This window comes from Microbacterium sp. Cr-K32, assembly GCF_000708345.1.
Classification (GTDB): Bacteria; Actinomycetota; Actinomycetes; order Actinomycetales; family Microbacteriaceae; genus Microbacterium; species Microbacterium maritypicum_A.
On the sequence record NZ_JARD01000008.1, the window covers coordinates 177,652 to 189,923 of the forward strand.

The window sequence follows — 12,272 nt, forward strand, 5'->3', positions numbered from 1 at the left end:
GCAGGGAGTAAGCCAGAGATGGCCGATGAGAACAATGACAACAACGCCCCTACCCTCGACTTCCCGGCTGACGCCGCGGGAGAGCTGACGGAGCCCACGGCTCCCGGCGCGGACGACCGCGCGGGGTCTTCGGGCGAGGGCGAAGAGCCGTCCACTGCTGCAGAAGCCGCCGAGGCTGCTGAAGTGGCTGAGGCTGCAGAGGTGGCCGAGGACGCGGCCGCCGATGACGTCGCGGCCGGGTACGCGGCGGCGGATGACGCTGCTGCGGCTGCCGACGACGCCGCTGCTGCGGCCGAGTCGATCGCAGAGGCCGTCGCCGAGGCGAAATCGGAGGCGGAGAACGAGGCCGCTGACGAAGAGCCGGCTACGGACGAAGCCCCCGTCGCGGACGAAGCTCCCGTCGCGGACGAAGCTCCCGCTGCGGACGATGCCCCCGCGGTCGAAGAGGCTCCTTCTGCTCCCGAGGCTCCGGCACCGGTGACCGCCGTGTCGCTCGGTCTGCTCCCTGAGGTGTTCGTCTCCCAGGTCTCCACGCAACTGCACTTCTATGCGCCGGAGATCGTGCCGCTGCCCGCACGTCCGGGTCGCGAGCGCATCTTCGACCGCATCGCCGAGCGCGACCAGCCGCAGGACGATGCAGCCGGCCGAGGCCGCGGTCGTCGTCGCCGGGGCGGTTCCGAGGGTGACGACCAGCGCGAAGAGCCGCGTCAGCGTCAGCGCGTCGTCGAGTACATCACCGAGCCGAAGGCGATCAAGGGTTCGACCCGTCTCGAGGCGAAGAAGCAGCGTCGCCGCGACGGTCGTGACGCCGGCCGCCGTCGCCCTGTCGTCACCGAGGCCGAGTTCCTCGCACGCCGTGAGTCCGTCGACCGCAAGATGGTCGTCCGTTCCAAGAACGGCCGCACTCAGATCGGCGTCCTCGAGGACGGCGTGCTCGTCGAGCACTACGTCGCCCGCAACCAGGACGCGTCGCTCATCGGAAACGTCTACCTGGGGCGCGTGCAGAACGTCCTCCCCAGCATGGAGGCCGCGTTCGTCGACATCGGGCGCGGGCGCAACGCCGTGCTCTACTCCGGTGAGGTCGACTGGGACGGCGTCGAGACCGGCAACCAGCCGCGTCGCATCGAGCTGGCGCTCAAGCCCGGCGACCGTGTTCTCGTGCAGGTCACGAAGGACCCCGTCGGCCACAAGGGTGCCCGTCTCACGAGCCAGATCTCGCTTCCCGGCCGCTACCTGGTCTACGTGCCGGGCGGGTCGATGAACGGCATCAGCCGCAAGCTCCCCGACAACGAGCGGGCGCGCCTCAAGCGCATCCTCAAAGAGGTGCTGCCGGAGTCCTCCGGCGTGATCGTCCGCACCGCGGCAGAGGGTGCGACCGAGGACCAGCTCACGCGCGACGTGCAGCGGCTCACCTCGCAGTGGGAGCACATCCAGAAGCAGGTCGAGAACCAGCAGGCGCCCGCGCTCCTGCACGCCGAACCCGACCTTCTCGTCAAGATCGTCCGCGATGTCTTCAACGAGGACTTCACGAAGATGCTCATCCAGGGCGAGGACGCGCAGCAGACCATCCGGGCCTACCTCGAGAGCGTCGCCCCCGACCTCCTCGAGCGCGTCGAGGCCTACGAGGACGAGACCGATCCGTTCGATGCATTCCGTATCACGGAGCAGATCGAGAAGGCTCTCGACCGCAAGGTATGGCTGCCCTCCGGCGGCTCGCTCGTGATCGACCGCACCGAGGCCATGACGGTCGTCGACGTCAACACCGGCAAGTTCGTCGGCTCCGGCGGAAACCTCGAGGAGACCGTCACCAAGAACAACCTCGAGGCGGCGGAGGAGATCGTCCGCCAGCTGCGTCTGCGCGACATCGGCGGCATCATCGTCGTCGACTTCATCGACATGGTGCTCGAGTCGAACCGCGACCTCGTGCTGCGTCGACTGATCGAGTGCCTGAGCCGCGACCGCACCAAGCACCAGGTGGCAGAGGTCACCTCGCTCGGTCTGGTGCAGATGACGCGCAAGAAGCTCGGTCTCGGCCTGCTCGAGACCTTCAGCGAGGCATGCGAGGTCTGCGCCGGTCGCGGTGTCATCGTGCACCACGACCCCGTGGTGAAGCACCGTTCCAGCAGCAACGGCGGCGGCAGCAACGGCGGCAACGGGCAGAGCGGTCGTCGCCAGCGCGGCAACGGCGGCAACGGGAACGGACAGAGCCAGAGTGCTCCCTCCGCTCCTCCGGTCACCCACAGCATCACCGAGGGCGCGAAATCGGCCCTCGCGCAGATCGCCGCCTCCACCATCGCCCCGGCGGCGGATGGCGCGCCCGCAGTCGAGTCGGCCGATGTCGCGGCTGAGGCGCCCGCGGCCGCCGAACGTCCGAAGAAGGCCCGCAAGAAGCGCGGCGACCGCAAGGGGCCGAAGTCTCCCGCCGAGCAGCTCCTCGACTCGGTCCTCGACGCTCTTCCGGAGCCGAAAGCTCCCGGTCAGGGGCGAGGACGCCGTCGGGTGAGCACTGCTGCGCTCACCGGCACTCCCGTCTCGGTGAACAACGAGCCGTCAGCGCCGGTCGCGGCTGCGGATTCGGAGTCCTGAGGCGATCAGCCGGCGCACCAGTTCCTTGCCCTGCACGTGGTGGGCGCCGGCGGCGACGAGCCGGGGGATGATCTCCTCCGGCACGTCGTAGTGGTCGAGGTCGAACGCGCGTGCGGGGACGTCGTTCGCGCGCGCGAACACGTGCAGCTCGTCGAGGCTCTCATCGCTGACCAGGTGCGCCCACAGGCGTCCGTGGGCGGGCCAGAGGGGTTCGTCGACGAGTACGGTCACCCGGTCAGCCTACGACCGCCTCGACAGGGCAGGGCGGGAGCGGGATGTGAGACGCCTCGGAGCCGCGCCGCTTTGCGACACCGACCCGCATCCGGTAAAGTAGTCCCTTGGTGCGTATGCCGCGTCGTCCTCGTCGGTCGAAGCGGAGAGTCTTGCGTTCGCGCCCGCCGTTCTGCGGCGCATGCAAGCAACAGTCTTCCCGTGAGATCTCGGAGCCGCGAGCTCCCCAACGAAACAGGTATGAAGTGGTTTACGCAGTAGTGCGCGCCGGTGGGCGGCAGGAGAAGGTCGAGGTCGGCACGATCGTTCAGCTCGACCGTGTCAAGGCTGCCCAGGGCGAGAAGATCGAGCTGGCCGCCGTGCTGCTCGTCGACGGCGCCACGGTGACCACCGACGCTGACTCGCTGGCGAAGGTCAAGGTCACGGCAGAGGTCATCGGCAACCTCCGCGGCCCGAAGATCATCATCCAGAAGTACAAGAACAAGACCGGCTACAAGAAGCGTCAGGGCCACCGCCAGGAGCTCACGCGCGTCAAGATCACCGGCATCAAGTAAGCCCGAGGGGACTAGGACATGGCACACAAAAAGGGCGCAAGCTCAACCCGTAACGGTCGTGACTCCAACGCTCAGCGCCTCGGCGTGAAGCGCTTCGGCGGTCAGCAGGTCCTCGCCGGCGAGATCATCGTTCGCCAGCGCGGCACGCACTTCCACCCCGGCGTCAACGTCGGTCGTGGTGGCGACGACACGCTGTTCGCTCTGGCCGCCGGTGCGGTCCAGTTCGGCGCGAAGGGCGGCCGCAAGGTCGTCAACATCGTCGCCGCAGCTGAGTGATCACAGCGCGACACTAGATATCCGGTTCGGGGCGGGCTTCGGCTCGCCCCGTCCGTGTATCTACCCTCCGAAAACGCACAGCAACCCTGAGGACTAGCAAATGGTCACGTTCGTCGACACCGTCACACTGCACCTGCGTGCGGGTAAGGGCGGCAACGGCTGCGTCTCCGTGCACCGCGAGAAGTTCAAGCCGCTCGGTGGTCCCGACGGCGGCAACGGTGGCGACGGCGGCGATGTCGTGCTCGTCGCCGACCCGCAGACCGGCACGCTGCTCTCGTACCACCACTCGCCGCATCGTTCCTCCGGCAACGGCGGGCCGGGCATGGGCGATCACCGCTCCGGATTCCTCGGCGAGACGCTCGAGCTGCCCGTTCCGGTCGGCACGGTGGTGAAGAACACCGCGGGCGACGTCCTCATCGACATGATCATCCCCGGCGAGCGGTTCGTCGTCGCCAAGGGCGGTATGGGCGGGCTCGGCAACGCCGCTCTCGCCACCCCCAAGCGCAAGGCGCCCGGTTTCGCTCTGCTCGGCACGCCCGGCCACGAGGGCGACATCGTCCTCGAGCTGAAGACCGTCGCCGACATCGCCCTCGTGGGGTACCCGTCGGCCGGCAAGTCGAGCCTGATCGGCGCGATCTCCGCCGCCCGCCCCAAGATCGCCGACTATCCGTTCACGACGCTGCACCCGAACCTGGGCGTGGTGCAGGTCGGTGACTTCCGCTACACGGTCGCCGACGTGCCCGGTCTCATCGAGGGCGCGAGCGAGGGGCGAGGGCTCGGCCTCGAGTTCCTCCGCCACGTCGAGCGCTGTTCCGCGCTGCTGCATGTGCTCGACTGCGCGACGTTGGAGCCCGGACGCGACCCGATCTCCGACCTCGACGTCATCCTCGCGGAACTCGGCGCCTACGAGGTGCCCGAGGGACAGACGCCGCTCCTCGAGCGCCCGCAGTTCATCGCTCTGAACAAGATCGACGTCCCCGAGGCACGCGACCTCGCTGAGCTCGTGCGTCCCGATCTCGAGGCTCGCGGCTTCCGGGTGTTCGAGATCTCCACGGTCTCGCACGAGGGTCTGCGTCCCCTCACCTTCGCGCTGGGCGAGCTCGTCGAGAAGGCTCGCGCCGAAGCCGCGCTCGAGACGCCGCCGGAGCGCGTCGTCATCCGCCCGCGAGGCTCCAAGAAGGACTTCACCATCCGGGTCGAGGGTGGCACGTACGGCAACGTCTATCGCATCATGGGCGAGAAGCCGGTGCGCTGGGTGCAGCAGACCGACTTCCAGAACGAAGAAGCCGTCGGGTATCTCGCCGATCGTCTCGAAAAGCTCGGCGTCGAGGACGAGCTCTTCCGCCTCGGTGCGGTGCAGGGGTCGACCGTCGTGATCGGCGAGGGCGACAGCATCGTCTTCGACTGGGAGCCCACCATGACCTCGGCGGCAGAGTTGATGAGCGCGCCTCGGGGTACGGACCCCCGTCTGGCGCCGAATTCGCGCCGCACGACGTCGGAGCGACGCGAGCAGTATTACGAGCGAATGGATGCCAAGGCCGAGGCTCGCGCCGAGGTGGAGACGCAGCGTCTCGCCGCGTACCGCGAGGACGGCGAGTGACAGCACGCACCCGCGCGGATCTGGCCACCGCGTCCCGCATCGTCGTCAAAGTCGGATCCTCCTCGATCAGCGGAGACTCGTCGTGGCGGATCCCCGTCATCGTCGAAGCTCTGGCCGCGGCGCATGCACGCGGAGCCGAGGTGGTCCTGGTGTCGTCTGGTGCGATCGCGTCCGGAATCCCGTTCCTGCGGCTCGACGCCCGCCCGACCGACCTCGCGACCCAGCAGGCCGCGGCGGCCGTTGGTCAGAACATCCTGATGTATCGCTACCAGGAGTCGCTTCGTCCCTTCGATATCGTCGCGGGGCAGGTGCTCCTCACCACCGGCGACCTCGAGAACCCGACATCGCGCTCCAACGCCCGTCGCGCGATGGAGCGGCTGCTCGGGCTTCGCACCCTGCCGATCGTGAACGAGAACGACACCGTCGCGACGCAGGAGATCCGCTTCGGCGACAACGACCGGCTCGGCGCGCTCGTCGCCCAGCTGATCGAAGCCGACGCGCTCATCCTTCTCAGCGATATCGAATCGCTGTACACGCGACCTCCGACGGACCCCGGCGCCGAACCGATCGATGTCGTGGCTCCCGATGCCGACCTGACCGGCCTCGAGTTCGGGGCGACCGTCGTCAACAGCGTCGGCACGGGAGGAGCGGCCACGAAGGTCTCGGCCGCGCGTCTCGCGGCGGCATCCGGCATCGGCGTCCTGGTCACCAGCGCCGACCTCGTCGAACAGGCCCTCGCCGGTGCGGAAATAGGAACCTGGTTCGAGCCGGCCACCTCATAAACTGGGCGGATGACCGACCAGACCCCACAGGTGCGCCTGGAGCGCGCCAAAGAGGCCTCCCGCGCCGCTGCCGCGCTCACGAGCGACGACAAGGCGCGGGTGCTCGAAGCGATCGCCGTCGCCCTTCTCGACGCCGCGCCGCGCATCATCGAGGCGAACGCCCGCGACATCGTCCGTGGGCGTGACGAGGGCATCGGGGAGTCGCTCATCGACCGGCTGCGTCTCGACGAGAAGCGCGTGGCGGCCCTCGCCGCCGCTGTGCGCGAAGTCGCGGCCCTCGCCGACCCGGTGGGCCGCGTCGTCGGCGGGCACAGGATGCCCAACGGTGTCGCCCTCGAGCAGGTGCGCGTGCCGTTCGGAGTGGTCGGCGCCATCTACGAAGCCCGGCCGAACGTGACGGTCGACATCGCCGCGCTCGCGCTGCGCGCGGGCAATGCCGTCGTGCTGCGCGGGGGGAGTGCCGCGCGCGAGTCGAACACCGTGCTCGTCGACGTCATGCGGCGGGCGGTGGAGAGCGTTGGACTCACGAGCGAGGCGATCCAGACCGTCGATGACTTCGGTCGCGAGGGCGCGAAGGCGCTCATGCACGGTCGCGGCTTCATCGATGTGCTGGTGCCACGGGGGAGTGCCGGTCTCATCGAAGCCGTCGTCACGGAGTCGACCGTGCCCGTCATCGAGACCGGAGCGGGCAACGTCCACATCTTCCTCGACGAGACGGCCCCGGACGATTGGGCGAGCGACATCGTCGTGAACGCCAAGGTGCAGCGCCCCAGCGTGTGCAACGCGGTGGAGACGGTGCTGGTGCATCGTCAGGCGGCTCCGCGTCTGATCCCGCTCGTGGCCAGCGCTCTGCAGAGTGAGGGCGTCGCGATCCACGGTGACGACATGGTCGCCGGCATGGTGTCGAACGTGATCCCGGCGGTCGAGGAGGACTGGGAGACCGAGTATCTGAGTCTCGACATCGCGATCAAGGTCGTCGACTCCCTCGACGAGGCCCTCGACCATATTCGTCGCTACAGCACGGGACACACGGAGTCGATCATCACGACCGACTCGCGCAACGCGGAACGCTTCCTCGCCGAGGTGGATTCCGCCGTCGTGATGGTGAACACGTCGACGCGCTTCACCGACGGCGGCGAATTCGGATTCGGCGCGGAGGTCGGCATCTCGACCCAGAAGCTGCACGCTCGCGGGCCCATGGGGCTGTCCGAGTTGACCAGCACGAAATGGCTCGCGCGTGGGTCGGGGCAGACCCGCGGCTGAGGGCTAGACTGGGGGACGCTGTACCTCACAGGATCCCGAACAGCACGCCACGAAACGGAGTCAGGATGAACCTCGTCGCACAGATCGCGATGGCCGCTGCCGAAACCGAGCACCACGGCAACGTCGCGCTCGAAACGGTGATCTTCGGAGCCATCGCTGCGGTCGTGTTCGCCTTCCTCGGGCTGGTGACCTTCTCGTACAAGAACGTCGCCAACCGTCACTCGGCGAAGGCCGAGGCATGGGCAGCGCAGCACGGCAAGGACGGCCACGAGGCGGGACACGGCCACTAGGCCCCCATGAACGACGCTGCGACCACGCGCCCCCCGCGCATCGGCGTGATGGGCGGTACGTTCGACCCCATCCATCACGGCCACCTCGTCGCAGCCAGCGAGGTCGCGAACTCCTTCGGGCTCGACGAGGTCGTCTTCGTGCCGACCGGCCACCCGTGGCAGAAGTCGGGAGTCTCGCCGAGCGAGCACCGCTACCTCATGACGGTCATCGCCACCGCCTCGAACCCGCAGTTCACGGTGAGCCGGGTCGACATCGACCGCGAGGGCCCCACCTACACGATCGACACACTGCGCGACCTGAAGCGTGATCGACCGGATGCCGACCTCTTCTTCATCACCGGAGCCGACGCCGTAGCGCAAATTCTCAGTTGGAGGGACCATGATGAGTTGTGGGAGTTGGCCCACTTCGTCGCGGTCTCACGCCCTGGACATGTCCTGAGCACAGACGGCCTCCCGAGCGACAACGTCAGCCAACTGGAAGTGCCGGCGCTGTCGATCTCGTCGACGGACTGCCGTGAACGCGTTCGCGACGATCAGCCGGTCTGGTATCTGGTCCCTGATGGGGTCGTTCAGTACATCGCGAAGCATCATCTGTATCGGAGCAAGGCATGAGTACATCGGATCAGCAGGAGCAGGGTCCGCTGACGCGAAAGCAGCTGCGGGAGATTCGATTGACGGGTTCGACCCCGGTCATCTCCAGCGAGGAGGCTGCCGCGGCGGCTGAGGCGGCACCGCCCGCACCGCCGCTGCCCCGTGCCGCCGAGCCCGTGGAGATCCCGCCCGCGCCGACTTCCGTGCCTGACGACGTCAGCGGCGATGCGCCGTTGACGCGCCGCCAGGCGCGCGAGCTCGAGAAGGTGCGCACGGCCTCGGTGCCCGTGATCGCCGGAGAGCAGTCCGAAGAGGCGGAGGTCGAGCAGCCAGCCCCCGACGCGCCGGCGGAACCGACCGACGAGGAGTCCGCCGCGACGCACGACCCCGCGGAGATCGTGTCGGGGGTCCCGAACTTCACACGGAACGAAGAGCCGGGCGACGCCGACGATGATGACGTCGACGATGATGACGTCGACGACGAGGTCGCCGTCGCTCCCGTGCGTGCATCCGTCGTCGCGGATTCCGTAGGAGATGTTCCGCTGGAGTCCGTCGATGGTGCCGGTGACGAGTCCGACGAGGACGATGTTGACGTGGCTTCGGCTCTGGGCCTTCCGGCCGAGAGCACCGGTGACTCCGAGGCCGACGGTGACGACGTGCTGGCAGATGTCGGTGACGCCGATGATGACGATGACGACGCCGCAGCCCGCCCCACCGTCAACCCCGCGTTCGGTGAGGGGATCCTCGCCGATGCTCCCGACCCGCACACCCCCTTCCGCCCGTCGTTCGACGAGCTGCTCTCCGTCGGTGACTCGACCGGGTCGCAGCACTCCGCACCGAACGCCCTGATCTTCACGCCGTCCCCGGGAGAGGGCTCGCTCTCCGGCCCTGTCGCCTCCACCGGTGAGATCCTCGTCACCGGGTCTTATGAACTGCCTCAGGGCATGGGCTCGCAGGGCCACGCCCTGGGAACCACCGACGGCAAGGACGTCGACGCCGTTCTCATCGACGGCGAGCTTCCCCCCGCGTCGTCGCCTACGCCGATCGCCGCCAGCTCGGCGGTCAGCACCATCAAGCCCGCCGGCGAGGTGATCCGTCCGCCGGCGCCCGAGAAGGGCAACCGGCTGATGATCACCCTGGCGATCGTCGCCGGAGGCCTCGCCCTCGCTGTCGGTGTCGTCGTCATCATCGCCATCACCACGAATGTGTTCTGATGCAATCACCTGAAACTGCCGAAGAGATGCTGCGTCTCGCAGCACAAGCCGCCATCGACAAGGGCGGTGAAGATCTCGTCGCACTGAACGTGTCCGAGCCTCTTCCGCTCGTCGACATCTTCCTGCTCGTCACCGGAAACAGCGAGCGCAACGTAGCCGCCATCGCCGATGAGATCGAGGACCGGCTGATCGAGTCGGGCCACAAGCGCGTACGGCGCGAGGGGCGCGCGGAGGCCCGATGGGTGCTCCTCGACTTCGGCGACCTGATCGTGCACGTCTTCCATCAGGAGGAGCGCGTCTACTACGGCCTCGAGCGACTGTGGAAGGACTGCCCCGTCGTCCCGATCGACGTGGCAGAGCCCGCCACCACAGACCCGAGCTGACATGCCCACGCACCTGATCACCGGTGCGGGTTCCGGCATCGGTGCAGTCCTCGCGCGCCGTCTGCTGGACCGTGGCGATGACGTGGTGGTGCTTGCCCGCGACGCCGGACGCGCCAGGCAGATCGCAGAGAGCCTTCCGGGAGCATCCGTCCTGGTCGCTGATCTGGCTCAGCCGGGTCGTCTGTCGTGGGCGCTGTCGAAGCAGCACCTGCCCGACCGGATCGACTCGCTCGTGCACGTCGCCGGGGTCGTCGACCTCGGTGACGTGGCCGACCTCGCTCCCGCGTTGTGGGAACAGCAGCTGGCCGTGAACCTCGTGGCTCCTGCCGAGCTCACGCGCCTTCTGCTGCCCGTTCTGCGCGTGTCGCAAGGGCAGGTCGTATTCGTGAACTCGGGGGCGGGACTGCGTGCCAACGCCGGGTGGGCGGCATATGCGGCGTCGAAGCACGGTCTCCGGGCCCTCGCCGATGCGTTGCGGGCCGAGGAGGCGCCGCACGGCGTGCGCGTGACGTCGATCTATCCGGGTCGCACCGCCACCCCGATGCAGGAGCGTGTGCACCAGCAGGAGGGGCAGGACTACGACGCCGGTCGCTTCATCACGCCCGATGCCGTCGTCACGACCATCCTCACCGCCCTCGATCTTCCGCGCGACGCGGAGATCACCGACCTCACGGTGCGGCCGGGTCGCTGATCCGGCCTCGTCGTACCGGACGGTCAGGCGGTCACACGCGTTCGGCGTGCGAGCATGCCGCGCTCCGCGCGCGTCTGCGGCGGAATCGCGGACAGCAGCGACCGCGTATAGGGATGTTCGGGGTGGCGGTAAACGTCTTCCGTCTCCCCGATCTCGACCATGTTCCCCAGGTACATGACCGCCACGCGATCGGCGATGTGACGCACGAGGGACAGGTCGTGCGCGATGAAGACGATCGACATGCCCAGCCGTTCGCGCAGGTCGCACAGCAGGTCGATGATCTGTGCGCGGATCGACACGTCGAGCGCCGAGACAGGCTCGTCGCACACCAGAACGTCCGGATCGAGCGCGAGCGCCCTGGCGATGCCGATGCGCTGGCGCTGGCCGCCCGAGAACTGGTGCGGGAAGCGCGAGCCCATCTCGGGGGTGAGGCCGACGAGATCGAGCAGATCGGCGACGCGCTCCCGTCGCGTCGCCGGCGTTCCGGAGTGGGTCGCGGCGAGCGGTTCGGAGATGATCTGCTGCACGGTCATCCGCGGGTTCAACGACATATACGGGTCTTGGAAGACCATCTGCACGCCACGACGCAGGATCTTCCGATCGCGGAGCCGACCGCGCGTCACGTCCTGATCGCGGTAGCGCAGGGTGCCGGCATCGGGTGAGTCGAGTCCGACCAGCATCCGCGCCAGCGTCGATTTGCCGCTGCCCGATTCGCCGACGATCGCCAGGATCTCGCCCTGGCGGAGCTCGAGATCGACACCCGCGACGGCGGCGACTCGGTGCGCTCGTCGCCCGCTCCCGGAACGGAACGTGCGCTTCAGGCCGCGGCCTTCGAGGATGGGCACCGTCCCGTCGTTCTCCGCGGCGGCGCTCACATCTCGCGGCATGGAGTTCAGCAGACGCATGGTGTAAGCGTGCTGCGGCTTCGTGAGCACCTCGTCGGCGGGCCCTGACTCCACGATGCGGCCAGAGCGCATGACGGCGACCTGATCGGCGACCTCCATCACCACGCCCAGATCATGCGTGATGAGCAGGATTCCCATGCCCAGCCGGTCGCGCAGGGCCAGCAGCAGGTCGAGGATCTGCGCCTGCACCGTCACATCGAGCGCGGTGGTCGGCTCATCCGCGATGATGAGATCAGGATCCAGCGCGATCGCCATGGCGATCAGGATGCGCTGGCGCTGACCGCCGGAGAACTGGTGCGGATAGTCGTGCACGCGCTTGTCGGGGGTGGGGATACCGACGAGGGTCAGCAACTCGACCGCGCGCGCTTCGGCGGCTCGGCGGCCGATGCTGCCATGAGCGCGGATGAGGTCGATGATCTGGTCGCCGATGCTGAGGACCGGGTTCAACGCGGAAAGGGCATCTTGCATGACCAGGCTGACGCGCACGCCTCGCAGGCGTCGATGCTGCTCGGGGGAGAGGGCGAGGAGGTCGGTTCCGCTCAGTGACATCGTCTCCGCCTCGACGTCTCCTTCGTCGATCAGACCCATGATCGCGCGGGCGGTCATCGACTTGCCCGAGCCTGATTCGCCGAGCAGCGCGAAGACTTCGCCGCGGCGAACGGCGAGATCGATGCCGTCGACCACGCGGCTGCGGCGTCCATCGCCGGTGAGGGTGACGGTGAGTCCCTTGACGTCCAGGACGACGGCGTTCCGGGGGGCGGATGTGTTCTCCATGGATGCCATCATGCCAGCTTCTTTGTTCTGAATTGTTTCGAACAGGAAACATTTCAGCCGAAGATAATCACAATGGTTGACATCTGCGCCGAAATCCTCCAGATTCGAGGAATCTCCCGCTCGTCGACCGGG

The 12,272-nt window shown here is 68.0% G+C and carries 13 protein-coding genes; 11 read left to right on the forward strand and 2 right to left on the reverse strand.

All coding sequences use genetic code 11. From position 1 onward, the window contains the following. Positions 1–18: 18 nt before the first annotated feature. A complete protein-coding gene (locus tag GZ64_RS0102190; protein WP_029264965.1) occupies positions 19–2,586 on the forward strand; it encodes an Rne/Rng family ribonuclease in 2,568 nt (855 codons plus the stop codon). Here GZ64_RS0102190 and GZ64_RS0102195 read toward each other — a convergent pair. Next, a complete protein-coding gene (locus GZ64_RS0102195; protein WP_021198518.1) occupies positions 2,551–2,817 on the reverse strand; it encodes a DUF4031 domain-containing protein in 267 nt (88 codons plus the stop codon). The genes GZ64_RS0102190 and GZ64_RS0102195 overlap by 36 nt on opposite strands. 245 nt (positions 2,818–3,062) lie before the next feature. Here GZ64_RS0102195 and rplU point away from each other — a divergent pair, with 245 nt between their 5' ends. From rplU to GZ64_RS0102245, 10 genes are all read left to right on the forward strand, one after another. Then, on the forward strand, positions 3,063–3,371 hold the full coding sequence (gene rplU, locus GZ64_RS0102200; RefSeq protein ID WP_028501602.1) for a 50S ribosomal protein L21: 309 nt from the start codon (positions 3,063–3,065) through the stop codon (positions 3,369–3,371). 18 nt (positions 3,372–3,389) lie between these two features. Then, positions 3,390–3,647 carry a 50S ribosomal protein L27 gene (rpmA, locus tag GZ64_RS0102205; protein ID WP_028501603.1) on the forward strand — a complete coding sequence of 86 codons (258 nt, stop codon included), beginning with the start codon at positions 3,390–3,392 and terminating at the stop codon, positions 3,645–3,647. Positions 3,648–3,747: 100 nt separating this feature from the next. Continuing rightward, a complete protein-coding gene (obgE, locus tag GZ64_RS0102210) occupies positions 3,748–5,247 on the forward strand; it encodes a GTPase ObgE (protein ID WP_029260171.1) in 1,500 nt (499 codons plus the stop codon). After that, on the forward strand, positions 5,244–6,029 hold the full coding sequence (proB, locus tag GZ64_RS0102215; protein ID WP_021198520.1) for a glutamate 5-kinase: 786 nt from the start codon (positions 5,244–5,246) through the stop codon (positions 6,027–6,029). Before obgE ends, proB begins: the two co-directional genes overlap by 4 nt. Positions 6,030–6,038: 9 nt before the next feature. After that, complete coding sequence (locus GZ64_RS0102220) at positions 6,039–7,292, forward strand: glutamate-5-semialdehyde dehydrogenase (RefSeq protein ID WP_029264967.1); 1,254 nt, start codon at positions 6,039–6,041, stop codon at positions 7,290–7,292. Between the two features lie 65 nt (positions 7,293–7,357). Next, positions 7,358–7,582 (forward strand): hypothetical protein, encoded by a 225-nt coding sequence (locus GZ64_RS0102225; protein WP_021198522.1) that lies wholly within the window; start codon positions 7,358–7,360, stop codon positions 7,580–7,582. A 6-nt stretch (positions 7,583–7,588) separates the two neighbouring features. Continuing rightward, positions 7,589–8,194, forward strand: a complete 606-nt coding sequence (nadD, locus tag GZ64_RS0102230; protein ID WP_021198523.1) for a nicotinate-nucleotide adenylyltransferase — start codon at positions 7,589–7,591, stop codon at positions 8,192–8,194. After that, a complete protein-coding gene (locus GZ64_RS0102235) occupies positions 8,191–9,387 on the forward strand; it encodes a hypothetical protein (protein ID WP_029264968.1) in 1,197 nt (398 codons plus the stop codon). The genes nadD and GZ64_RS0102235 overlap by 4 nt, the downstream gene beginning before the upstream one ends. Then, positions 9,387–9,770, forward strand: coding sequence for a ribosome silencing factor (gene rsfS, locus GZ64_RS0102240; RefSeq protein WP_029260174.1), 384 nt, complete (start codon positions 9,387–9,389; stop codon positions 9,768–9,770). Before GZ64_RS0102235 ends, rsfS begins: the two co-directional genes overlap by 1 nt. 1 nt (position 9,771) lies before the next feature. Further along, positions 9,772–10,461, forward strand: a complete 690-nt coding sequence (locus tag GZ64_RS0102245; protein ID WP_029260175.1) for an SDR family oxidoreductase — start codon at positions 9,772–9,774, stop codon at positions 10,459–10,461. 23 nt (positions 10,462–10,484) lie between these two features. Here GZ64_RS0102245 and GZ64_RS0102250 read toward each other — a convergent pair whose 3' ends face one another. Continuing rightward, the gene (locus GZ64_RS0102250) at positions 10,485–12,140 is read right to left on the reverse strand and encodes a dipeptide ABC transporter ATP-binding protein (protein WP_051667824.1); all 1,656 of its coding nucleotides are present in this window, start codon (positions 12,138–12,140) and stop codon (positions 10,485–10,487) included. Positions 12,141–12,272 lie beyond the last annotated feature (132 nt).

Excerpts from the sequence above, each read along its gene's own strand:
- GZ64_RS0102190 (WP_029264965.1), top strand. The coding sequence starts at position 19 with ATGGCCGATGAGAACAATGACAACAACGCCCCTACCCTCGACTTCCCG.
- rpmA (WP_028501603.1), top strand. The coding sequence starts at position 3,390 with ATGGCACACAAAAAGGGCGCAAGCTCAACCCGTAACGGTCGTGACTCC.
- obgE (WP_029260171.1), top strand. The coding sequence starts at position 3,748 with ATGGTCACGTTCGTCGACACCGTCACACTGCACCTGCGTGCGGGTAAG.
- GZ64_RS0102220 (WP_029264967.1), top strand. The coding sequence starts at position 6,039 with ATGACCGACCAGACCCCACAGGTGCGCCTGGAGCGCGCCAAAGAGGCC.
- GZ64_RS0102225 (WP_021198522.1), top strand. The coding sequence starts at position 7,358 with ATGAACCTCGTCGCACAGATCGCGATGGCCGCTGCCGAAACCGAGCAC.
- nadD (WP_021198523.1), top strand. The coding sequence starts at position 7,589 with ATGAACGACGCTGCGACCACGCGCCCCCCGCGCATCGGCGTGATGGGC.
- GZ64_RS0102235 (WP_029264968.1), top strand. The coding sequence starts at position 8,191 with ATGAGTACATCGGATCAGCAGGAGCAGGGTCCGCTGACGCGAAAGCAG.
- rsfS (WP_029260174.1), top strand. The coding sequence starts at position 9,387 with ATGCAATCACCTGAAACTGCCGAAGAGATGCTGCGTCTCGCAGCACAA.
- GZ64_RS0102245 (WP_029260175.1), top strand. The coding sequence starts at position 9,772 with ATGCCCACGCACCTGATCACCGGTGCGGGTTCCGGCATCGGTGCAGTC.
- GZ64_RS0102250 (WP_051667824.1), bottom strand. The coding sequence starts at position 12,140 with ATGGAGAACACATCCGCCCCCCGGAACGCCGTCGTCCTGGACGTCAAG.